At 40.0% G+C, this 22,862-nt stretch carries 15 protein-coding genes and 1 tRNA gene; 9 read left to right on the top strand and 7 right to left on the bottom strand.

The genetic code is table 11. The annotated features are described in order from the left end of the window. Positions 1-158: 158 nt before the first annotated feature. Both tig and HMPREF0766_RS10315 read right to left on the bottom strand, forming a co-directional pair. A complete protein-coding gene (gene tig / locus HMPREF0766_RS10310) occupies positions 159-1,484 on the bottom strand; it encodes a trigger factor (RefSeq protein WP_002996637.1) in 1,326 nt (441 codons plus the stop codon). A 78-nt stretch (positions 1,485-1,562) separates the two neighbouring features. Further along, positions 1,563-1,644, bottom strand: a tRNA-Leu gene (locus HMPREF0766_RS10315). Positions 1,645-1,804: 160 nt separating this feature from the next. Here HMPREF0766_RS10315 and HMPREF0766_RS10320 point away from each other — a divergent pair. From HMPREF0766_RS10320 to HMPREF0766_RS10335, 4 genes are all read left to right on the top strand, one after another. Next, positions 1,805-2,422 carry a hypothetical protein gene (locus HMPREF0766_RS10320; protein WP_002996640.1) on the top strand — a complete coding sequence of 206 codons (618 nt, stop codon included), beginning with the start codon at positions 1,805-1,807 and terminating at the stop codon, positions 2,420-2,422. Next, positions 2,422-2,724 carry a winged helix-turn-helix domain-containing protein gene (locus HMPREF0766_RS10325; protein WP_002996645.1) on the top strand — a complete coding sequence of 101 codons (303 nt, stop codon included), beginning with the start codon at positions 2,422-2,424 and terminating at the stop codon, positions 2,722-2,724. The genes HMPREF0766_RS10320 and HMPREF0766_RS10325 overlap by 1 nt, the downstream gene beginning before the upstream one ends. 73 nt (positions 2,725-2,797) lie before the next feature. Further along, a complete protein-coding gene (gene creD, locus HMPREF0766_RS10330; protein WP_002996648.1) occupies positions 2,798-4,249 on the top strand; it encodes a cell envelope integrity protein CreD in 1,452 nt (483 codons plus the stop codon). A gap of 201 nt (positions 4,250-4,450) precedes the next feature. Then, positions 4,451-6,550 carry a S9 family peptidase gene (locus HMPREF0766_RS10335; protein WP_002996651.1) on the top strand — a complete coding sequence of 700 codons (2,100 nt, stop codon included), beginning with the start codon at positions 4,451-4,453 and terminating at the stop codon, positions 6,548-6,550. Positions 6,551-6,670: 120 nt separating this feature from the next. On the opposite strand, the gene HMPREF0766_RS10340 is transcribed toward HMPREF0766_RS10335, so the two are convergent. Together HMPREF0766_RS10340 and HMPREF0766_RS10345 are read right to left on the bottom strand one after the other, a co-directional pair. After that, the gene (locus HMPREF0766_RS10340) at positions 6,671-7,618 is read right to left on the bottom strand and encodes an MlaD family protein (RefSeq protein ID WP_002996653.1); all 948 of its coding nucleotides are present in this window, start codon (positions 7,616-7,618) and stop codon (positions 6,671-6,673) included. A 69-nt stretch (positions 7,619-7,687) separates the two neighbouring features. Next, a complete protein-coding gene (locus tag HMPREF0766_RS10345) occupies positions 7,688-8,542 on the bottom strand; it encodes an N-acetylmuramoyl-L-alanine amidase family protein (RefSeq protein WP_002996655.1) in 855 nt (284 codons plus the stop codon). A 216-nt stretch (positions 8,543-8,758) separates the two neighbouring features. On the opposite strand from HMPREF0766_RS10345, the gene HMPREF0766_RS10350 reads away from it, so the two are divergent. The 3 genes from HMPREF0766_RS10350 to HMPREF0766_RS10360 all read left to right on the top strand — a co-directional run bounded on the left by HMPREF0766_RS10350 (position 8,759) and on the right by HMPREF0766_RS10360 (position 14,126). Next, positions 8,759-11,344, top strand: a complete 2,586-nt coding sequence (locus HMPREF0766_RS10350; protein WP_002996658.1) for a putative LPS assembly protein LptD — start codon at positions 8,759-8,761, stop codon at positions 11,342-11,344. A gap of 37 nt (positions 11,345-11,381) precedes the next feature. Then, positions 11,382-12,641 (top strand): competence/damage-inducible protein A, encoded by a 1,260-nt coding sequence (locus HMPREF0766_RS10355; protein ID WP_002996661.1) that lies wholly within the window; start codon positions 11,382-11,384, stop codon positions 12,639-12,641. A 96-nt stretch (positions 12,642-12,737) separates the two neighbouring features. Then, the gene (locus tag HMPREF0766_RS10360) at positions 12,738-14,126 is read left to right on the top strand and encodes a dihydrolipoamide acetyltransferase family protein (protein WP_002996664.1); all 1,389 of its coding nucleotides are present in this window, start codon (positions 12,738-12,740) and stop codon (positions 14,124-14,126) included. An 82-nt stretch (positions 14,127-14,208) separates the two neighbouring features. Here the strand turns inward: HMPREF0766_RS10360 and HMPREF0766_RS10365 are convergent, their stop codons facing one another. Then, the gene (locus HMPREF0766_RS10365) at positions 14,209-15,579 is read right to left on the bottom strand and encodes an MATE family efflux transporter (protein WP_002996667.1); all 1,371 of its coding nucleotides are present in this window, start codon (positions 15,577-15,579) and stop codon (positions 14,209-14,211) included. 181 nt (positions 15,580-15,760) lie between these two features. Here HMPREF0766_RS10365 and HMPREF0766_RS22665 point away from each other — a divergent pair, with 181 nt between their 5' ends. Both HMPREF0766_RS22665 and HMPREF0766_RS10375 read left to right on the top strand, forming a co-directional pair. Beyond that, positions 15,761-16,264: a Sec-independent protein translocase subunit TatA/TatB gene (locus HMPREF0766_RS22665; RefSeq protein ID WP_002996670.1), complete on the top strand. Its 504-nt coding sequence runs from the start codon at positions 15,761-15,763 to the stop codon at positions 16,262-16,264. Between the two features lie 90 nt (positions 16,265-16,354). Further along, a complete protein-coding gene (locus HMPREF0766_RS10375) occupies positions 16,355-18,592 on the top strand; it encodes a Tex family protein (RefSeq protein ID WP_002996673.1) in 2,238 nt (745 codons plus the stop codon). A gap of 535 nt (positions 18,593-19,127) precedes the next feature. Here HMPREF0766_RS10375 and HMPREF0766_RS10385 read toward each other — a convergent pair. Both HMPREF0766_RS10385 and HMPREF0766_RS10390 read right to left on the bottom strand, forming a co-directional pair. Continuing rightward, positions 19,128-19,919, bottom strand: coding sequence for a GLPGLI family protein (locus tag HMPREF0766_RS10385; protein ID WP_002996678.1), 792 nt, complete (start codon positions 19,917-19,919; stop codon positions 19,128-19,130). A 14-nt stretch (positions 19,920-19,933) separates the two neighbouring features. Then, complete coding sequence (locus HMPREF0766_RS10390; protein WP_002996682.1) at positions 19,934-22,699, bottom strand: outer membrane beta-barrel protein; 2,766 nt, start codon at positions 22,697-22,699, stop codon at positions 19,934-19,936. Positions 22,700-22,862 lie beyond the last annotated feature (163 nt).

The raw sequence follows: 22,862 nt of genomic DNA on the forward strand, positions 1-22,862 counted from the left end.
ATCCCCTTAATAAATAATGAATCGGTTAAACTTCCGGCTTTTCCTGTAAGCTATAGCTTCTACCGGCCTAAAGTTTAGTTCACTTTTCCGATATTATCACAAAACAAAGCCGGCCATTCGTGTAAGAAAGGCCGGCTTTAGTATATATTAAAATAAGCTTATGCTAATTTTTCAAATTTATCGTAATCGATTTTCTTTGATTTCAATTTTACAACTGTTTTCAGGTGATCGAATACTTTAAGAGCTTTTGCTTCTTCAAACAGACGGTTAGCCTGCTCTCTGTCCTGCAACATCTGAATAGCATATTGTGACAATTGCTCATCAGCAGGCTCTTCATTGATGTTATACATTTTGATCTGAGCATAGATACGTTCTTTTGCAAGATTGATCACCTCATCGTATTTTACTTCTAAGTTGTTAGCTGTAACGATACGGTTTTCAATGATGGTCCATTTCAGGTTATTAATGAAATCAGCAAAGCCTTCTTCCAGCTCTTGTTCAGTGATGTTTGGATTAGTTGCTTTCAACCATCTTTTCAGGAATTCTTCAGGGAATTTCACGTCAACTTTCTCCATACCGAAAGTATAAAGATCATTACGCAATTTCTGAGCAGAATTTTGTTTGAACAAGTTCTCCACTTCTTCTGTTACTTTTTCTTTGAAAACTTCCTCTGTAGTTACTTCACCTGCAGGGAATAATTTATCAAAGAATTCCTGATTCAACTCAGACTCTTCAAGACGGTTGATATTTTTAACAGTCAATTCGAATTTTGCAGGAGCGATTGCTTCCGCTTCTTCTTCAGTGATACCCAGGATACGTGCAAGATCAGCTGCTTTGAATGCTTTTTTCACATCAATCTTTACCGAATCATCTTTTTTAAGACCTGACAAAGATTTTTTGATCTTAGCGTCTTCGATGATATCTGTGCGGACAGATGTTGTTTTTTCGATACCTTCTTCACCTTCTTGTTTCAACGTAGCGTACAATACATCTCCTTCTTCTGAAACTTCAGGGTTTGTCATTTTTCCGTAGCTGCGACGAAGATTTTTGATACGTGACTCTAATGTTTCCGTATCTGCTTTGATATCGTATTCAGTGAATTCAGTTTCTTTTGTGAAAGGAGTTTCAAATTCTGGTGCTAAACCAATTTCATATGTGAAGTTGAACGAATCTTTGAAATCCCAGTTGTAGTTTACTTCTTCATCAATTGGAAGAGGTTGTCCCAGTACTTCCAGTTTGTTTTCTGAAATATATTCTGCAATTTTATCATTCACTACCTTATTGACTTCGTCAAATAAGATTGATTTACCGTATGTTCTTCTGATGTGACCAGTAGGAACCATTCCCGGACGGAAACCTGGTAATTTAGCTTTTTTAGCCTGATCTTTTATTGCCTTATCAACCTGTGGGTTGTAATCTTCTGGTGCTAAATCAACTGTGATGTTAGCGTTGATGTCGTCAATCTTCTTGTGAGAAACTTTCATACTTTATTCTAAGCGTTTAATCGCATTATTTTTTAAAAAAAAATCCTCCCGATGTTTAATTTTCGGGAGGACATCAAGTGCGGAAGAAGGGACTCGAACCCCCACGCCTTGCGGCGCCAGATCCTAAGTCTGGTGCGGCTACCAATTACGCCACTTCCGCGGTTAGGACTTTTATTGTGGCACAAAGATAGAAACCAAAACAATATCCTGCAAGTATTTTCCAACTATTTTTTGAATATTTTTTCAATCTAAAATAAAATCAAAAAACTTTTTTGCATAATTCATTATTATTCATTTACTTTGAAAAACAAAGTACTTTTATGAAGCAAGAAGATTTAATAAAAGATATAGCGCAGATCCGCTCTTTGATGGAGAAATCCACCAAATTTATTTCCATTAGCGGCATTTCGAGCATCCTTATTGGTATATATGCACTTATCGGTGCCGCTTATGCTTACTATGAAGTCTATGGCTTTGATAGTGTAATGGGCTACAGAGATCATTATGTCAATGAACCTTCTATTATAAGTAAGTTGTTAATTACAGCAGTACTGGTACTGGCGGCTTCTATTACCACGGGTCTGGTAATGGCCAAACGGAAAGCGAAGATTCATCAGCAGTCCATCTGGAATCAGACAAGCAGATCACTATTATTTGCTGTAGCTGTGCCACTGCTGACAGGAGGTATATTTGCATTGCTGCTGATAGCTAGAGGTATGATGCTGGCCGTAGCTTCTACCCTTCTTATCTTTTATGGCCTGGCATTAGTGGCAGGAGGAAATTTCACTTTTAAAGAAATCAGGTGGCTGGGAATTTGCGAAATCGGATTAGGATTACTTGCTTTGCTGTTTCCCGGCTACGGAATTGTTTTTTGGGCTTTAGGATTCGGTGTGCTTCATATTATCTATGGAGTCATCGTCCATAAAAAATATGAATAGTGAACATCAACTTAGATTTATACGATAAAACATTAGAAAATAAAGTACGCTTACAAATCATGAGTGTGCTGGTTGCAAATCTGGAGTATGACTTCAGCTCGCTGAAAATGTTACTGGATGTCACAGACGGCAATTTAGCTTCAAACCTCAAAACGCTTGAAAAAGAAGGATATATAGAGGTATTCAAGACATTTATCGATCGTAAGCCTAATACACGTTACAGAAAGACGACTAAAGGACAAGCAGCATTTGAGAATCACCTCACAGCGCTTGAAAATTTAATAAAACAACAGTACAAATAATTTTTTTACCCATTAACTTTGAATTTCAAAGTACTTTTAACAAAATTTATTCACCCTTATCACACACAAAATCATGGAAACTAAAGAAGTCTCATTTTTAGAAAAGATCATGCAATCGGTCGCTGTAAAACTGATCATGATATTGGTACTTACACTGATTATGCTTATACCTATGCATTGGATAAGCGAACTTATTGATGAAAGGAAGTACCGGGAACAGGAAGTCAATTCGGAAATCGCACTTAAATGGGGAAAGCAACAGGTCATAGGTACACCTGTACTGGCTATTCCGTACACTAAGATTGCTGATCAGATTTCAGAGAAAAAAGTACAGAATACGGAAGTAAAGGTTATCGAAAAGGTAAAGGTGACAGAATGGATCTTTTTACTGCCCAATCATGTCAAGATAGACAGTAAGGTCAGTCCCGAGCCACTCAAACGAGGTATCTATAAGGTAGTGGTGTACAACACAAAACTTAACATTACCGGAGACTTTGACTCGCTGAACCTTTCTAAATTAAAGATCGATCCGGCAGATGTCAATTGGGATCAGGCTCGTGTAGTATTCGGGGTAGAGGATTTCAAAGGTCTGAAGGCTACGCCTCAGTTTAGCTGGAAAGATCAGAAATTAGAACTGGAACCGGACTTTAACAACCTGACACTTTTCAGCCAGAGTCTGACGGCTCCTGTTTCCATCGCTAACGAAAAGGACAGCAAGCAGAATTTCAATATTTCCTTTGATCTGAAAGGATCCAAGTCCCTTAACTTTCTTCCGTTGGCAGCACAGACTGACATCTCTATTTCAGGAAACTGGTCTAATCCCAGCTTCAACGGCGCATTTCTTCCGGAAGACAGACAAGTCGGAACGAATAATTTTTCCGCAAAATGGAGTATCCCAAGTTTTAGCCGCAAACTGCCCCAATCATGGACGGGTACTGCAGAAACATTATACAAATTTTACAGTGATGTAGAGGAAACCCAGTACGCCGCTACGACTATGACTGAACCGGCTTCTGCTACGACCTATACACAACAGACACTGACCAATGACGATATGGTATCTGTTAATTTTTTACCAGAGGTAAATCAATACCAGAAAACAACACGGGTAGCTAAATATGGTATACTGGTCATTCTGCTGACATTTACGGCTTTGTTGTTTACGGAGATTGTAAAAAAACAACGCATACATATTATCCAGTATATTCTTATCGGAGCTGCTATGGCTCTCTTTTACTCGCTGTTACTCGCACTTAGTGAACAGATGGGCTTTAATATTGCTTATGTACTTGCAGCGCTTGCCACTGTTGGATTGATTGCGGCATTTATCAAGGGCGTCACAAAAGACAACAAGACAGCTGCCATCTTTGCAGGTATACTCAGTACGTTCTACATTTTTATATTCGTCCTGATGCAATTACGTGACCTGTCTCTTATTGTCGGCACCATAGGCATGTTTGTCATACTGGCTGTACTGATGCGCTTGTCTACAAAGATCAATTGGTATCAGTTTGATAATAAATAAAAGTGGGGTGTTTAATTTAATAATGATGTGATTTTAGCCATTCCCTCGCGGAGGGAGTGGCTATTACACGTTTTAGAATTACAATGATCTTTTTAAAAATATATCTCACTGCCATTCATATACTGTTTACGCATAAATGACCCGTTTTATTTAAGTTATTAAAGCCTTTTAGTAACTTGCGCTTCATTTATTCTAGTATTTATGAAGAAACATATATTAGCTGTAGCTATGGTTTCGGTTTCGGGTCTTACGCTTGCTCAGTCAGGGCCGGATTTAAAAACGGACAAATCTTTAATCGATCAACGCATGGCACATCAATCCAACACAACAGCACTTACTCCGGAAATTTTATGGAAGTTAGGACGTGTATCTGCAGAAGGACTGACAACAGATGGCAAAACGCTTATCTATGCTGTATCTCAGTACAACTTTGAGCAGAACAGTTCGGAGAGAAATCTTTTTTCTGTAGCCGTAACCGGAGGAAAAGCAATTCCATTTTCTCAGGAAAAAGGAGGCGAATCGGTGGTGCATATTGCAGAAAACGGAGATGTGATCTATCTTTTAAAGGGTCAGCTCTGGAAAAAAAATATCAGCGGAGGTGCGGCAACGCAACTTACTAAGGGGGAACTCGAACTGGAGAATGTTAAATTTTCACCGGATGGTAAACATATTTTATTCAGCCAGTCGGTATTAATCAAAAAATACCACAGTCCTGACCGTTATCCTGATCTTCCTAAGTCAGATGCCTACGTATTTGACAATCTGGATTACCGTCATTGGGATACTTTCAATAATGGAAAATTCAACCATCCTTTTGTAGCTACATATAATAACGGAGTAATCGGAGAACCTGTAGATCTTTTACAGGACGAACCCTATTACAGCCCTCAGATGCCTTTTGGCGGAGCGGAAGATTTCGCATGGTCTCCGGATAGTAAAGCAGTGCTCTACGTTTCAAAGAAAAAATTCGGAACAGACTATGCTGTCAGCACCAATACAGATATCTATCGGTATGACCTGTCCAGCAAACAGACAACCAATCTGACAGAAGGAATGAACGGTTACGATACAAATCCAACTTACAGTCCGAATGGACAAATGCTCACCTGGTTGAGCATGAAGACTGAAGGCTATGAAGCAGATAAGAATGATATTGTGCTATTTGACAAATCCAGTTCACAGCGGCTTAATCTTACCGCACACTGGGACGGGACAGTCAATTCATTTATATGGAGTAAAGATAACCGCAAAATTTATTTTACAGCCCCTGTCAAAGGAACAGTACAATTATTCGAACTTACAATACCTGCAAATTTAAAAACAAAAGCATTCCCTCAGATCCAACAGATCAGCTCAGGAGAGTTTGATATAACAGGCATAGTCGGACAGAGTGATAATGCCCTGATCGTAACGTCTACCAAACTCACACATGCTCCGGAAGTGTACCATTATGATCTTAGTAAAAAAGAACTGAAGCCCGTCACAACTGTAAATGATGAGTTGTATGCCGGTATCTATACCAATAAGGTGGCCTCCCGTGTCACCAAGACCTCAGATGGTAAAGATTTATTTTCGTGGGTAGTCTATCCTCCGGATTTTGATCCTGCAAAAAAATATCCGACTATTCTGTATTGTGAAGGAGGCCCTCAATCCGCACTGACTCAATTTTACTCTTTCCGCTGGAACCTGCAACTGATAGCCTCTCAGGGATATATTGTGATTGCTCCAAACCGCCGGGGAATGCCGGGCTGGGGTGAAAAATGGAATGCCGATATTTCCAAAGACTGGGGAGGCCAGCCTATACGGGATTACCTTGCAGCTATCGATGATATTTCGAAAGAACAATATGTAGACACTGCACGTCGCGGAGCTATCGGCGCCAGCTATGGCGGATATTCGGTGTATATGCTGGCAGGGGTACACCAAAATCGTTTCAAATCATTTATCGCACACAACGGCCTGTTTGATATGCGGAGCTGGTATGGTACTACTGAAGAATTATTTTTCGCAAATCACGATCTGGGTGGACCGTACTGGGATAAAGCAAATGATAAAACCTACCATCAGTTTAACCCTATTGAATACGCTAACAACTGGAATACACCCATCCTGATCTTTCAGGGAGGTAAAGACTACCGTGTACCTGTCGGACAGGGATTAGCGGCATTTCAACTGGCACAATTGAAGAAAATAAAAAGTCGTCTGGTATACCTTCCGGACGAAAATCACTGGGTGCTCTCCGGACATAATGCGCAGGTATGGCAACGTGAGTTTTTTGGCTGGCTCAAAGAAACCTTGTAAAACATAAAAAGGTCCCGAAATTTTTTTCGGGACCTTTTATTTATATCATCTGCAAGGAATCATATCTAAAGCAAAGCGCTATAAGAAAAGGTATGATTTCCGGACAGTTGTGTCAAAATATTATTTGGTATCCTTCTTTCCGAAAATGGAAAGTCTGATATACTTTCCGGGATGATTCTTCACATCTTTAATCAGATTATCCAGCTCCTCAGAGGCACTGTTGAGATTATTATATAACTTATCATCATTAAGCAACAGACTGATAGAACCATCACCATTATTGATCTTATTAGTTATTTCCTGAACATCCTGCATAGCCTGGTTTGCTTTGTCTACTGTAGATTTGATTTCGATTTTGGCCATCTGATCAGATACATTATCCAGATTATTCATGATATGATCCAGTTTCTTACCGTTATTCTTGAAATTAACTGTGATCGATTCCAGATTCGCCATGATTCTTCCCAGACGCGCCTTTTCAGTTCCCAGTAATCCGTTGACCTCTCCGGTAATACCTTCAATATTTTTCATGGTAACAGAGATGCTGTGTACACTTCTCTTCACGTCTTTTTGAAAGTCTTTATCCAGAATGGCATTTACCGCTACCAGTACCGAGTCCATGCGGGCTGCGATATTTTCAACTTTCTTCTGTAATGGCTCTACCTTTTCCATCAGATTCTGCTGCACATCAGATGTCAGCGGATCGCCGTCATTAGCCAATGTGGTACTATTTCCTAAATTAAAAACGATAATCTTACTTCCCAGCAGGTCTGCACTCATGATGCGGGCAACAGTATTGGAAGGGATTTCATATTCTTTCTTAATCTTAAATTCGGTTCTGATCTGTCCATCCGGCATTAGTGTCATTTTTGACACACGCCCTATCTGATAACCGTTGACCATTACAGGTTTTGATACAGCCAGACCATCCACATTTCCATATACTGTGTAAAATGTATTTTCGCTACTGAAAACATCATTTCCTTTCAAAAAACTATATCCAATAAACAGTAAGGCAATGGCAACAATTGTCAATGCCCCTACTTTGGTCTCATTTGCTATTTTCAAAATCGTACTATATTACAAACTAAAAAGAAATTAAAACTATCTCTTACAACAGTCGAAGATACTAATTGTTTAGCGTTCCACACTTCTTTTATAGGTTTTAATTGCATTCAACAGGTTATTAATAATCTCATTCTGACCTGAATCTGACATCATAAACTGTTCTTCATCCGGATTACTGATAAATCCGATCTCCGTCAATACCGCCGGCATACCCGCTCTGGCCAGTACCGCAAGACTCTTTTCCCACACGCCACGATTCGTACGTCCTGATTTGACATATTCATTTTGCATGTAAGAGGCTAGTTTAATACTTTGATCACGGAATTGGTTTTTCATTAACGAGAAGACAATATAACTTTCGGGGTCCTTCGGATCAAAACCCTGGTAGTTGTCTTTGTAATTGGACTCCAGCAACAGTGAGGCATTCTCACGAAGAGCAGCATCCTGTTCGCCTAATCTTCCGTAACCGGACACCAGTGTTTCCGTTCCCTTTGCCGAAGAGTTAGTCACAGATGAAGTAACACGTTTACCTTTGCGATTACGAGTTGTCACTCGGCTTATACCTCCGGAGTTACAATGGATAGAAATGAAAAGATCTGCATGATTATCATTCGCATAATAAATACGCTTATAAAGTTCAACGAATTCATCTGTCTTACGTGTATACAAAACCTTGACTCCCGGCAATTCGGACTCAATCAGTTTTCCCAATTTCAATGCTACCTGCAAGGCAATATGTTTTTCCAGTGTCTCCCGGCCCCTCGCTCCTGAATCATGCCCTCCGTGCCCGGCATCAATGACAATAGTCTTTATTTTGTATGGAGATTTACTTTGAGATTTATTGGTGGATGGCAGAATAAGAAAAATAATAAGTAATGATAGTGCGATTAATTTTGTTCTCCCAAAAATCTTTTTTACGTCCATATGGTATCTTCTTTATTTAACTGAAATTTGACTAGCTATTTGTGATTAAACACAAATTTAACTCATTTAGCATTATTTAACATTAAAACCCCTGTTTTTTCTACATCTTTTTTGACTAATTTTGTCGCCAAGAGTTTATCTTTATCACAAAAATAATATTCATTATCCACTTTGAAGGCGTTAACGGACTTTTTAACATATTTATTACTTCTCGTAATGTGTATTTCTTTAGCATATGCTCAGGAAATTACCCCTTCAAAAGCGTCGAAGTCTACGATCCAGGATACAACAAAAAGTATTACCGATACGACAAAATTGGTAACACAGGACAGTATACGTGATTCTGTAGTTGTCAAAAATGAAAGTGGCCTGCAATCTACAGTCAGCATCGTAGCAGTAGACAGTCAGTATACGCAGGTAGATAAGAATATAACTTATCTGTATAAAGGTGCAAAGGTCAAATATCAGGATTTTGAGTTATCTGCCGATTTCATCCGTCTGGATCGTAACACAAATGAACTCTTTGCCAGCGGGGTCATCGACCATAATGGAAAATACGTGGGCAGGCCCGTTGTATTATTTCCAAACGAAACACCAAAGTCTGTAGATTCCCTAACCTACAATTACAAAACGCAGGAAGGTAATACCTATGGAATTATGACCGAAGTAGACGGAGGATACATACAGGCCAAAGTCGTGCGGAAAAATATGTACGATGAGATGTCCATATACAAAGGTTTGTACAGCACCTGTGATTTGCCTTATCCACATACCCATTTCGGTCTACAAATTTCAAAGGGGATTGTTACCAAAAATCAAATCATTGCAGGCCCTACCTATCTGGTTGTAGAAAACATACCAGTCAAATTCGTTGCCATTCCTTTTGGTTTTTTTCCTAAACCTAATAAAAGATCTTCCGGATTCCTGTTCCCTTCTTTCGGAGAGGATGCAACCCGGGGATTTACGATCAGGGACATCGGCTGGTATCTGGCTTTTAATGATTACTGGGATACCGAATTGCGGGCAACGATCTTCTCCAAAGGATCCTGGGAGGCACGCGTCAATACACAGTACAAGGTCAACTATAAATACAACGGCGGATTTAACCTGAGCTTTGCATCAACTAAGACCGGTGTGGAAGGAACTGACGATTACGGGTCTGATAAAGTATTTAATGTCACGTGGAACCATACCCAACGTCAGGAAGCTAATCCGGGAACATCATTCAGTGCATCGGTAAATTTTGGTAGTAGCTCTTACTATAAAAGAACAGGTGCTCTGGTCAATAATTTTAACGATCTGACACGTAATAATATGTCCTCATCCATCAGTTATGGGAAAGTGTTCGCTGATGGAAAAGTCAACTTCACTTCCAGTCTCAGTCACAGACAGGAAATGGCAACCGGACGTGTAGATTTAGAATTACCGACCTTCAGTCTTAACGTAGCCTCATTCAATCCGTTTGACAGCAAAGAACGTGTCGGAGAACAAAAATGGTATCAACGTATTACCGTAGGCTATAGTTTACAGGGGCGTAACTCCATATCTATCGGAGATTCCCTCTTGTTTACTAAAGAAGCACTCAATAAATTTTCGAACGGATTCCAGCACTCCATTCCGATCAGTCTCTCGCTTAATGCTTTCAAACATTTTCAGTTCAACACAAGTGTCAATTACACCGAACGCTGGTATCTGCAAAGTATCCGCAAATCCTTATTGAATGAACCTCAGGGATATAAACCTGTTACCGATACACTTCAGGGATTCAAACGCGCATATGATTACTCCATATCTACAGGTCTATCAACCAAAATATACGGGATGTATCCCAAGATCGGAAAAATACAGAACATCAGACACGTCGTTACTCCCTCTATCAATCTGAATTACAGACCCGATTTCTCGGATCCTTCATTCGGATTTTACAGAAATTTCATTGACGAAAACGGCAGACAATCCCGGTATTCTATTTTCCAAAACGGAATCTACGGAAGTCCGGGTTCAGGAAGATCAATGGGAATCGGATTCTCCGTGGATAATAACCTGGAAGCCAAAGTTCTCAGCAAAAGTGACACCTCCAATAACGGAGTCAAGAAAATTCCGATCCTGCAAGGTCTGACCTTTAGTGGAAATTACAACTTTGTAGCAGACTCCCTTAAACTTACTCCGATTAGTTTCTCCGGACGTACAGCTCTTTTTGGGGAAAAGATCAATATCAACTTCAACGGTTCATTAGATCCGTATTCCATTGACAAATTCGGAACTAAGATCAACAAATATGCTATTCAGAGTGGCAAGCTTGCACGATTGACCAGTTTTGGTTTTTCTTTTGACTATAGTTTCAATCCTGATGCATCCAGGAGTCGTAACAAAAATATTGATTCCCTTCGTAATACAGTCCAGAATATGACGCCTGAACAAGCGGAAGCCCTGGCCCGTATCAGTTCAAATCCAAATGCCTTCGTGGATTTCAACATTCCATGGAATCTGGCCGGATCCTTCAGTTTTCAATACAGCAAACCGGGATTACAGTCTACAATGACTGCCACGCTTAACGTAAGTGGTGACTTTAACCTTACTCCAAAATGGAAAGTACAGTTTAACTCCGGATATGATTTCAGAGCAAAGCAGGTATCCATGACCCAATTCAATATCTACAGAGATCTACACTGTTGGGACATGTCCGTCGGATGGACCCCATTTGGTCAATACAAAAGTTACAATATCACAATCCGGGCCAAAGCCTCCGTATTGCAGGATCTTAAGTTATCTAAACGCAACAGCAGTTTTAGCGGATATTAACGATGACCGCCGCTGCTGAAACTTAATATGTAAATCAATGACAGCAGAAATTATAACTATCGGAGATGAAATTCTGATTGGTCAGATCATAGACACCAATTCTGCATGGATCGCCAAGCAGCTCAAAAATATCAATATCTCCATCGGGCAGATTACATCTGTTTCTGACAGCAAAGAAGCGATCCGTCAAACTTTACAGGAAGCAGCCGGAAGAGCGGATATTATTATTGTCACAGGGGGACTCGGTCCCACCAAAGATGATATCACAAAGATAACAGCAGCAGATTATTTCGGTACACACCTTATGCGCGATGCGAAAGTACTGGCTCACGTAGAAGATTTTTTCAAGCAAAGAGGCTTGGAAATGCTGGAGATCAATTTGCAGCAAGCCGATATTTTAGCCAATTCAGAAGTACTGTTTAACGATGTGGGAACAGCTCCGGGTATGTTTGTCAGACAAGATAATAAGTACTACTTCTTTATACCGGGCGTACCTTTTGAAATGAAGTTTTTGGTTACAAACCGGATTCTTCCTATATTATCCACACTGGATATCGGTCAGTCCATCTGGACGCAGAATATTATTACTGCAGGAATCGGTGAATCATTCCTCGCCAATACTATTGCAGATATCGAAGATGCACTGCCTGATTACATCAAACTGGCTTACCTGCCGAAGTACGGTTCTGTACGCATGCGACTAACGGCCATCGGTCAGGATGCATCGGCACTCCGGCAAGAGACTGAACAATTCGCAAACCGTATAGTAGATCGTGTACGGTCACATGTTATCTCTACAGAAGATCTGACTATCGAAGAAGTCATCATCAAAGAATTTGCAAAACGTAACCTTACTTTGTCTACAGCAGAAAGCTGCACCGGAGGATTTTTAGCGGCGCAACTGACCGCTGTACCGGGATGCAGTCAGATCTTTACAGGAGGCACTATCCCCTACTCCAATAAACTGAAAATGCAGCTTTTAGGCGTAACAGAAGCTACATTATCATCTTATGGAGCTGTCAGTGAACAAACCGTAATTGAAATGGCGAATGGCAGCAAAAAGAACTTTGAAACCGATTATGCAATTGCAACAAGCGGGATAGCCGGACCGGATGGCGGAACTTCCGAAAAACCTGTAGGAACAGTATGGATCGCTATTGCCGGAAAGGAAAAAGTGATAACCAAAAAATGCCAGTTTACACCAAACAGACAGGTAAATATAGAATTGGCGACTGCTTATGCCTATAATATGCTATGGAATTTGTTTCATACGGAAAACAACTTTAGCATAGAATAAAATATTCAAAAAAGACTAAATCAAAAAATTAAATTTTGTTTGATCAATCTATTACAATTAATAATTAACTTAGTATTTTGACAACGATAAAGACGCATGGCACTATATAATTTAACACTTCCCAAGATGGGAGAAAGTGTCTCCGAAGCTACAGTAACCAAGTGGCTGAAAGAACCAGGAGACAGGATCAGTGAGGATGAAGCTGTGGTAGAAGTTGCTACTGATAAAGTAGACTCTGATGTTCCGTCCCCGGTTTCGGGTATTTTAAAAGAGAAAAAAATCAGTGACGGAGAGATCGCTCAGGTTGGTCAGATCATCGCTGTCATTGAAATAGAAGGCGAAGGAGAAGGAGAAGAAACAACTGTTACTTCAGCGGAAGTAAATGAAGCAGAAGCCAATATGATCAATCCGACTCCTGTTAAAGATGAAGATATTATTGTACAAGAGATCCAACTCCCTGATTTGGAAATTCCGGGAGTAGATCAACTACCTGCCTCACCTGCAGCCCATAAGGAAGCGATTCACAATAACATAAGATTTTATTCTCCTCTGGTTCGCAATATTGCTCAGGAAGAAGGTCTTTCCCAACAGGAACTGGACTCCATTCCCGGAACAGCCAGTGATGGCCGTGTGACTAAACAGGATGTGTTAAATTACCTGCAGCAACGCAGACAGACTGGTCAGTCAAATACAACTCCTGCTCCGGCCGGTACCTCAGCAGCAGCTAGCACTGCACCAGATTCTTCTCCCACAAAAGCAATTGGTATTACAGCTGCCGGAGATGAGATTATAGAGATGGATCGTATGCGCAAACTGATTGCTGATCATATGGTCAAAAGTGTGCAGACCTCTCCGCATGTATGTTCCTTTGTAGAGGCTGATGTGACAAATATGGTCAACTGGCGCAACAAAATTAAAGACAGTTACAAAAAACGTGAAGGTGAAAATATCACATTTACACCCTTGTTTATCGAAGCCATAAGCAAAGCTCTGAAAGACTTTCCGATGGTAAACGTTTCTATAGACGGAACAAATATTATCAAAAGAAAGAATATCAATATCGGAATGGCAGCAGCCCTTCCCACAGGTAACCTGATTGTCCCTGTGATCAAAAATGCAGATCAGCTTAGTCTGGTCGGTCTAAGTAAAACTGTCAACGATCTGGCAGTCAGATCACGTGCAAACAAGTTGAAGCCGGATGACACACAAGGCGGTACATTTACATTTACAAATATTGGTGCATTCGGTAACATAATGGGTACACCTATTATCAATCAGCCGCAGGCCGCTATTCTGGCTGTAGGTACCATTACGAAAAAACCTGCTGTCATAGAGACTGAGTTTGGAGATATGATAGGTATACGCCATATCATGTACTTATCCATGTCTTATGATCACCGGGTGATAGACGGAGCTTTGGGCGGTACATTCCTTAAGCGCGTTGCAGATTATCTGGAACAGTGGGATACTAACCGTGTGATCTGATCAACGGTATATAAGTAAAATTAAAAAGGCTTCTTTTCTGTACGAAAAGAAGCCTTTTTAATTATCTGTCAGGGCATTAACCTTAATTGATAATATAAGTTGACGACATATGCCTTCCTATTACGGCTCTGTAGCGAGCATATAAAAGTAACGAGGAAGTCAATAAACCTAATGTCAATCCGTACCACACTCCTTTCACTCCCCAATCCAATACCACACCTAAAACATATCCGACAGGTAATCCGACAACCCAATACGCTATAAACGTAATAAAAGTCGGAACATTTACATCCCCCATACCTCTCAAGACCCCCAGACCAACCACTTGGGTACCATCAAACAACTGAAATAATCCGGCGATGATCAGTAACTGGGAAGCAATAGCCACCACTGTTACATCATCAGTAATAAGGTAAGGAAGATACTTATTGAAAACAGCAAATATAATCGCAGCCACAGACATAAAGATCAATACCAGATGATAGGATGATACCGCAAAACGCTGTAACCTGAAATAATTCTTATTCCCAAAACTATTACCCGTCTTGATCGTTGCTGCAGATGCTATACCGCTGGCCATCATATACGTCATAGCAGCCAGGGTAATAGCCACCTGATGTGAAGCCTGTGCGTCTGCACTTATCTTCCCGGCGATCAATGCAGCACCGGCAAAGGCTCCGATCTCAAAGACGTACTGCATCGCTACAGGAGCTCCGATTTTAAGAATGTTCCACAGTTTACCCTTATCCAGATAAGTCAGCCTGAAATGTCTGATATACGCTCTGAAAATAGAAGATTTCAACACATACAGAGCCATCACAATCATCATGAGGATACGGTCTGTTAATGTAGCAATACCCACACCTTTGATGCCCATAGGTTTGAAACCAAACATTCCCTTCACAAGAATAATAGCCAGAAGGATATTAAAAATATTTCCCCAGATGGTAATATTCATGGCTTGCTTCGTAAATCCCAGTCCTTCTGCAAATTGTTTAAAAGTATTGAAAATCATTAGCGGGAAGATAGACAAACTCAATAAAAACAAGTAAGGCTTTGCTTCTTTTACCACACGCGGATCCTGATCCAGATGCTCTACAGCATACATAGATCCGAAATAAACAAAGCAGAACAATAATGCTCCTGAAAGTGCATTCAGCCAAAAACTGTTAGACAACAGTCTGGCACATTCCTCCTTGTTGGAGCGACCGTTTTCCTGTGCAATCAAAGGAGTCAATCCATATGCTATTCCCAGACCGATGACCAGTACAACCATAAATACGCTGTGTACAAGGGAAACAGCTGCCAACGGTATTTTGCCTGCAAAATGCCCGACAATAACAGTATCTGCAGTTTGTACCAGCGTATGTCCCAATTGGGAAACAACTACCGGACCGGCTAATAAAAATGTACTTAAATAGTACGGTTTGTACGATTTTAACCTACCCAACATGTCTAAAAATTTTAGCACAAAAATAGAAAAAGTTTAGATGGTATTGCGTCTTTAATTCGTCATATGTAAGTACCTGTTTTATAAAAATCACATAATAATTACAAAATCTTGTTGGCGATTACTATAATTTACACTTACCTTAGATTTACATATTAATATAACAAACAAAAAATCGTCAAATATGACACTAGCATTTTTAAACATTGGCACCCAGGAAATGATTCTGATAGTAATCGTTTTATTGTTGCTTTTTGGTGGTAAAAAACTTCCTGAATTAGCTCGTGGGTTAGGAAAAGGGATTCGTGAATTTAAAGATGCATCCGAAGGCATCAAACGTGAAATATCGGATCAGATCAATAATTTTGATAAGGATGTAGAAGAGAAGAAAATTGCTGAGACTCCTGCAGAACCTGTTACACAACAAACAGAAACGACGCAAACAGCCTCTACAGATTCTCCTGATCAGGAAAAAAAACTTCCTCAGTTTTCAGCTCCGGAAGGTACCTATCAGCATGAGCCGGGTCGTCAGCCTGACTATGATCCAAATGCAAACCATTACAACTACGGTTACAATGATCACTTTGCAAGTAATCAACAGGCAGAAGTTTCCTCTGAAGAGCAGGCACATGCGGCCGCTTCTCCACAACCGTCTTCAGAAAATAAACCGGAACAGAAAGAAGCTTAATTATATTCTTCTTATTTTTACAGCACAATATTATAAAGCTGTTGGTTAATTCCAACAGCTTTTGATTTTCATATACTACAATATTCATTTATGTCACACCAAATGGTTATTTCTAACGAACTGTCTATTAGTGACAGACAGGTTCGTACTACTATTGAATTATTAGATGAGGGTGCTACAGTACCGTTTATTGCCCGCTACCGTAAAGAGATGACCGGAAGTCTCGATGAAGTGCAGATCACAACCATCCGTGACAGAATCCAGCAATTAAGAGAACTGGAAAAACGTAAGGAAGCGGTTCTTAAATCTATAACCGAACAGGGAAAATTAACTCCGGAACTGGAACAACAAATATTAGCTGCAGAGACGATGGCAAGTCTGGAAGACATTTACCTTCCATACAAACCAAAACGTAAGACCCGCGCAAGTATAGCTCGTGAAAAAGGTCTTCAGCCTCTTGCTGATCAGATTCTGTTACAGGACGGCAAAGATTTCGAAACACTGGCAGCTTCCCTTATTGATGAAGAAAAAGGAGTGCAGAGTGTGGAAGATGCACTGGCAGGTGCACGGGATATTATTGCAGAAACCATCGCTGAAGATGCTAATGTACGTGCCCGTTCACGAAAAATATTTTTAGAAAAGGGACAGTTTGTATCCAGAGTCGTTCCGGGGAAAGAAGAAGCTGCACAAAAGTATAAAGATTATTTCGAATGGTCAGAGTCTCTGAAAGACGCTCCTTCTCACCGTGTACTGGCTATGAGACGCGGAGAGAAAGAAGAACTGTTATATCTGGATATTGAAGTGGCTGAAGAAGAAGTCGTACCGGCTATCGATACACTTTATATTAAAGCAGCCAATCCTGCCGCTACACAGGTACGTATGGCTTTATTAGACAGCTACAAGCGACTGCTAAAGCCATCTATGGAAACTGAAATACGTGTACTGACCAGACAGAGAGCGGATGAGGAGGCCATTAAAGTATTTGCAGATAATGTACGTCAGCTTTTATTAGCAGCGCCACTAGGGCAAAAACGCCTGTTGGCTATTGACCCCGGATTCCGTACAGGCTGTAAAACAGTTGTATTGGATGAGCAAGGTACTTTGCTGGAAAATACAGCTATATTCCCTCATACAGGAGCAGGTGCTGCAGCAGAAGCCGCAAAAACAGTTGAACATCTGGTCAAAAAATATGATATTCAGGCTATCGCTATAGGAAACGGAACTGCAGGCCGTGAGACAGAAGAATTTGTACGTAAGCTCAATATTCCCGACATCACTTTGGTTATGGTGAATGAAAGCGGAGCTTCTATTTATTCAGCATCTGAAACTGCCCGTGAAGAGTTCCCTGACCATGATGTCACCGTCAGGGGAGCGGTTTCTATAGGCCGTCGCCTAATGGATCCTCTGGCAGAATTAGTCAAAATCGATCCTAAATCCATTGGCGTAGGACAATACCAGCATGATGTAGATCAGAATAAACTGCAGACCGCATTAGATGACACCGTTATCAGTTGTGTAAATGCTGTAGGTGTGGAACTAAACACAGCCTCTAAACAAATCCTGGCTTATGTATCCGGATTGGGTCCCTCTCTTGCACAACAGATCGTCAATTACAGAGTTGCAAATGGTGCTTTTAAATCCAGAAAAGAATTGAAAAAAGTACCTCGTCTGGGAGATAAAGCGTTCGAACAGGCCGCAGGATTCCTCCGGATCCGTAATGCTGAAAATCCACTGGATGCATCAGCGGTACATCCTGAACGCTACAGCGTAGTGGAAAAGATGGCCAAAGATCTGGGTAAGAATGTATCCGATTTATTAACAAATGAGGAGTTGCGCAAATCCATTCCTTTGAAAGCATATGTGTCTGAAGAAGTCGGATTACCAACACTACAGGACATCTTATCTGAGTTGGCTAAACCCGGATTAGATCCGCGTGAAAAGTTTGAAGCATTTTCATTCACAGACGGCATCAACACGATTTCTGATCTTCGCATAGGAATGAAGTTGCCGGGTATTGTAACCAATATTACCAACTTCGGGGCTTTTGTAGATATCGGCGTTCACCAGGATGGATTAGTCCATCTGAGCCAGCTTGCAAACAGATTTGTGTCTGACCCGCATGAAGTTGTAAAAGTACAACAGCAGGTAATGGTAACGGTCACAGAGGTAGATGAAAAAAGGAACCGCATCGGCCTCTCTATGAAGACGGAAGAAAAAGCTGCTCCAAGACCGAAGAAACGGGAACAAGCCGGACAACATAAACAACGCCAGCAACCGGAAACGGATATGGCAACCAAACTTGCCGCTCTTGCAAGTAAATTCAAATAACAAAAAGAAGGCACTCCGAAATACAGAGTGCCTTCTTTTTGTTATTGGATAAACCAATTCCCTCTCCTTTTTAAGGATACAGTCAGGGAGAGGTTATAATGCTTATAATATAACCGCCCCGCCAGGAAACCCGAATCAACTTAAAATACTCAACAGCGTCATTTGGTGTCCCACCAAATGATAAGGACGAAATTTTCATACTGTTGGTGAGGACACCTTCAGACGCGACAAAAAACACTTTATCTATGCTAATAGCTATCCTTCTCCATTTAAGGAAACCCTGTTCTGACATGTCGGAAGGGTCATTGAGAGGTTTTGTAGTTTTATAATTAACTTCTCTGCCCTTCGGGCATCTCTCCTTTAAAAGGAGAGAAAAGTTATAACAAGGTTTCTAAAATAGAAATAGGGCTATCCAAAAAGATTGGATAGCCCTATTTCTATTTGATTTTATATGTATCTCCCTCCCTTACAGTATCATTTCAGATATGCAATTCTCAAAGGGTTTGACTTGACTTTTTAGACAACTATTTTTCTGCTATAGCAGGAAATAGTCAATCAGGTAGGTCACCAGATCTTTCGGCAAAAAGGTTTCTACCATCTGTCTGAATCTTGTTTCTACCTCTTTGCGCGGCATAACTTTATTTTTCTTTTTATCAAATACGGAAAGGTCAAAGGGAACTGTATTTGAGAACTCCACTTTGCTGGCGAAATAAGAAACGTGATCATATGGTACGACTAAACCTAAAATCATTCCCGGAAGTCCGCTTATGGATTCGGGCCCTCCGCTTACGGGAATCTCATTTGTATAATAACCAATCACATACAGCGAATCCTGTGTCAATCCGTTTGCACGCCGGCATTCAAATCCGGCAATATCGCGATACTCATCCGTAATCTTCCATTTAATACGAAGTACAGAATCTTTGATAACCAGATTATCACCAAAAAAATCCTGGTAACGCTTATATTCCTTCGTCTTCAGATTCGTATAGACCGTACCGTCTCCCTTGATGGCGTGATTTTCCATAAATGAACTGGCGATTTCACTTATATCCGTCTTTACATATTCAAAAAGCGTTTCATCATTATTAAACTTCAGTGTATTTTTCAGAACAACATTGCCGGGCAATTTATTGGAGATCTGATCATACCAGTTCTTTGTCATCCCTTCAGCCTTTGCATACAATTGCTTTTTAAGCATGTTTTGAAGGTAAACAGTCTTATCGAATGTAATCGTCCCTGTCTTGGGGAACATTGTATATTGTGCAAAACCGGAGCGGGCAGATAAAGCAATACTTATAAAAAGAAAAATCTTAACTATTTTCATGATTGATCGAATTCTTAATTAACAAACATTTTAGTGAAATCCCAGGATACTTTCAGCATATAATACCTGCGAATGGTATCTGATCTGCGTTGTATAAAAAATGTATTCGAATTAGATCTGCTAAATCCTGTATTCTGATTAAGTAAATCATTAACTGTAAAATCAAGCATCAGTGATTCATTTTTCAGGAATTTCTTGCTGATCCCCGGGTGTACCAGAAATTGATCAAACTTCTCTTTTAATGCTTCTGTCGGAGCCTGATATGTGTAGGTATAATTTACATACAACTTAACCTTCGCAGGAAAGTAATACGACATTCCTCCATTAGAATTAAAGATAAAACCATCATTGTTCTGATCAGGTTGTAAGCTCGAAGACATCTTCTGGTAAGAAGGAGACAAATTGATATCAAAATCAAATCCCTTTGTTGTGTTCTTAGAGATATTATAACCTATTGAATAGCTCATGTTATCAATCTTATTCAGCTTACTGTTGACTGAGTTAAAGGTTTTGGATCCGTTGATATATAGTCTCGGGCCATTGTCAATATTCAGTTTCTTGCTAAGTTTGAAAGAGTAGCCTCCCCATGCACTAATCGATTGGTTGGTATGATCATCCAGGTTGGCCCATTTAAAGTTATTTCTACCACCATCCAGTGTTTCCACATTCTGAATCAGGGCATTATTAGTAAAATTGATATAGGTACCGATATACATATAGGAGCCAGCCAGCATCTTAGAAGAATTATAATTCAGATTAAAGCTGTTTGAGAATGCAGGCTTTAAATTTTCATTACCAATATATTGATTAAGGGCGTCCTGATTGCTTCTTAACGGCTGGATCTGGTTTAAAGAAGGCAACTGATTACGTCCGCTGTAATTAAAATATAGATTAGAGCTTTTTGTAAACCTGTAGGACATCGATAATGACGGGTTGTAAGTCAGAAATGAACGTGTCAACTCCGAGTTTGTATAATTATTCTGCTGATGCAGACGGTCATTATTCAGATTATTCGTCAGGTTCGCCCATATCTTCTCATTATTCAGATTCAGGGACACACGGTAACTGTTACTCAACCGGTCAAAAGCATAATCATTACTGTACATCGAATCCAGAATATTGTAAGGATCATCAGCCGATGACCTGTTAAAGGAATTGAGCAATGACTTATTATCATTACGCTGTAACCCATAATTCAGGGTCAGATTCAGCTCTTTTGTCAACGGCTCGGTATAAGAGATATTTCCTCCCTTTGTAGTAGATTTCTGTCTGTTATCCTTTCGCTGATCAAAAATAATGCTGTTCGCAAGCACATTATCCTTGTAGATTTTGGTATCAGAGAACAAGTAGCCATCACCATTGGATTCATTGTTATTGATACTTAATGCCATAGATAAAGAACGTCCTTTTTTCATAAATTTCCGGGTGAAAAGGGCTCTTGCATTAATAGCTTCTACTTTCCTGTCATTTATATCCAGTGACTCACTGGTATTCAGGGTATCCATATTCCCGTCAAAGGTCTGTGAATTATTTCTGGTTTCACCCCAGATATTATCACGGGAAGCATTTCCGGTGATTGTCAGCAATGTTAAAGAGTCAAACTGAAGATCATATTTCAGATTCAGCTTCTGTCTGTCCTTGTCTGCTGCTATCTGACGAAGGGCATTTGTATTTTGTATCTGATCCGGTAAATTGTTCTGAGAGATCGTTTCTTCATTACCTTCATTTTCAATCTTACCATACTTATAACTCAAATTCAGCTTATGCTTTCCATTCTTTGTTTTGTCCGAAAACATAATCCCGGAGTTGATGGCTTTCGGTATACCAATGACACCTTCCCCCGAAAAATCATCTCCCCCATTAGTACTGTAGAATGTACCTCCATCATCCGAATACGAAACATTGTCATTCTCCCCGTACTTCTCCGTATCCTGCCAGGATAAAGAAGTAGTTGCATTATTACCCACTAATCCATATGCTGCAATTTTCTGCGAGCCTTTGAACTTATTCAACATCAGTTGACCCATATAGTAGTCATCTGTGCCACCTCCGGCCAGCGCTTTCCCGAATAGTCCGTTTTTCTTATCTTCTTTCAGTTTGACATTGATAGTTTTCACTTTCTGTCCGTCATCAACTCCTGTACGTTCAGCTTCTTCAGACTTCTTATCATACACCTGCACTTTATCAACCATATCCGATCGGATATTACGGGTTACCAGTTTCGGATCATTTCCAAAAAATTCTTCTCCATCAACCAGAACCTTTTCTACTGTTTTACCCTGAGCTGTAATTTTTCCCGATGCATCAACGGAAATCCCAGGCAATACTTTTAACAAATCTTCTACCTTAGCATTTTTTTCTACTTTAAAACTCCCCGCATCGTATTCCGTTGTATCCCCTTTTACTACAATAGGAATTCGTCCGATTACAATTGCCTCTTCCAGTAACTGAGCTTTGGTACTAAGCGCTATACTAAAATTCGCATAATTATTCTTAGCATCGATAGGGCTGTAAAAATCCCCGTATTTGGGATAACTGGATATCACCAGATAAGAACCCGTATCCGGTAGGTTTAATGTGAATTTGCCATCCTTGTCCGAACGGGTAAAGTCTACTAAAATAGAATCTTGTGCTGTCAATAGCATTACAGTAGCATTCTCCAGTTTTAACTTATCCTTTTCATCCTGTACAACACCCGATAGTTTTTTCTGGGCAAATACAGGTTGAGAGAATAGAAGTCCAATCAGGAGAACCGAAAATGCGAGTAATAGTCGCCTCATATGATTTGATATGGTTTAAAATATTTCAAATAGGTAAATAACCACCACGAAGATATAATTATATTGTCTTCGATGAATAGTCTTAACTAAAATTTAACACTGTTTGTAATTTAAATCTTTAGTAACACAGTAAATAGATGACTTTTATGATATTATTCCACAA

It is taken from the genome of Sphingobacterium spiritivorum ATCC 33861 (genome assembly GCF_000143765.1).
GTDB lineage: Bacteria > Bacteroidota > Bacteroidia > Sphingobacteriales > Sphingobacteriaceae > Sphingobacterium > Sphingobacterium spiritivorum.

Bases quoted from the DNA above. Each gene is read 5' to 3' on its own strand.
- HMPREF0766_RS10320 (WP_002996640.1), top strand. From the start codon at position 1,805: ATGAAGCAAGAAGATTTAATAAAAGATATAGCGCAGATCCGCTCTTTG.
- HMPREF0766_RS10335 (WP_002996651.1), top strand. From the start codon at position 4,451: ATGAAGAAACATATATTAGCTGTAGCTATGGTTTCGGTTTCGGGTCTT.
- HMPREF0766_RS10375 (WP_002996673.1), top strand. From the start codon at position 16,355: ATGTCACACCAAATGGTTATTTCTAACGAACTGTCTATTAGTGACAGA.
- HMPREF0766_RS10390 (WP_002996682.1), bottom strand. From the start codon at position 22,699: ATGAGGCGACTATTACTCGCATTTTCGGTTCTCCTGATTGGACTTCTA.
- creD (WP_002996648.1), top strand. From the start codon at position 2,798: ATGGAAACTAAAGAAGTCTCATTTTTAGAAAAGATCATGCAATCGGTC.
- HMPREF0766_RS10360 (WP_002996664.1), top strand. From the start codon at position 12,738: ATGGCACTATATAATTTAACACTTCCCAAGATGGGAGAAAGTGTCTCC.
- tig (WP_002996637.1), bottom strand. From the start codon at position 1,484: ATGAAAGTTTCTCACAAGAAGATTGACGACATCAACGCTAACATCACA.
- HMPREF0766_RS10385 (WP_002996678.1), bottom strand. From the start codon at position 19,919: ATGAAAATAGTTAAGATTTTTCTTTTTATAAGTATTGCTTTATCTGCC.
- HMPREF0766_RS10365 (WP_002996667.1), bottom strand. From the start codon at position 15,579: ATGTTGGGTAGGTTAAAATCGTACAAACCGTACTATTTAAGTACATTT.
- HMPREF0766_RS10355 (WP_002996661.1), top strand. From the start codon at position 11,382: ATGACAGCAGAAATTATAACTATCGGAGATGAAATTCTGATTGGTCAG.
- HMPREF0766_RS10345 (WP_002996655.1), bottom strand. From the start codon at position 8,542: ATGGACGTAAAAAAGATTTTTGGGAGAACAAAATTAATCGCACTATCA.
- HMPREF0766_RS10350 (WP_002996658.1), top strand. From the start codon at position 8,759: ATGTGTATTTCTTTAGCATATGCTCAGGAAATTACCCCTTCAAAAGCG.
- HMPREF0766_RS22665 (WP_002996670.1), top strand. From the start codon at position 15,761: ATGACACTAGCATTTTTAAACATTGGCACCCAGGAAATGATTCTGATA.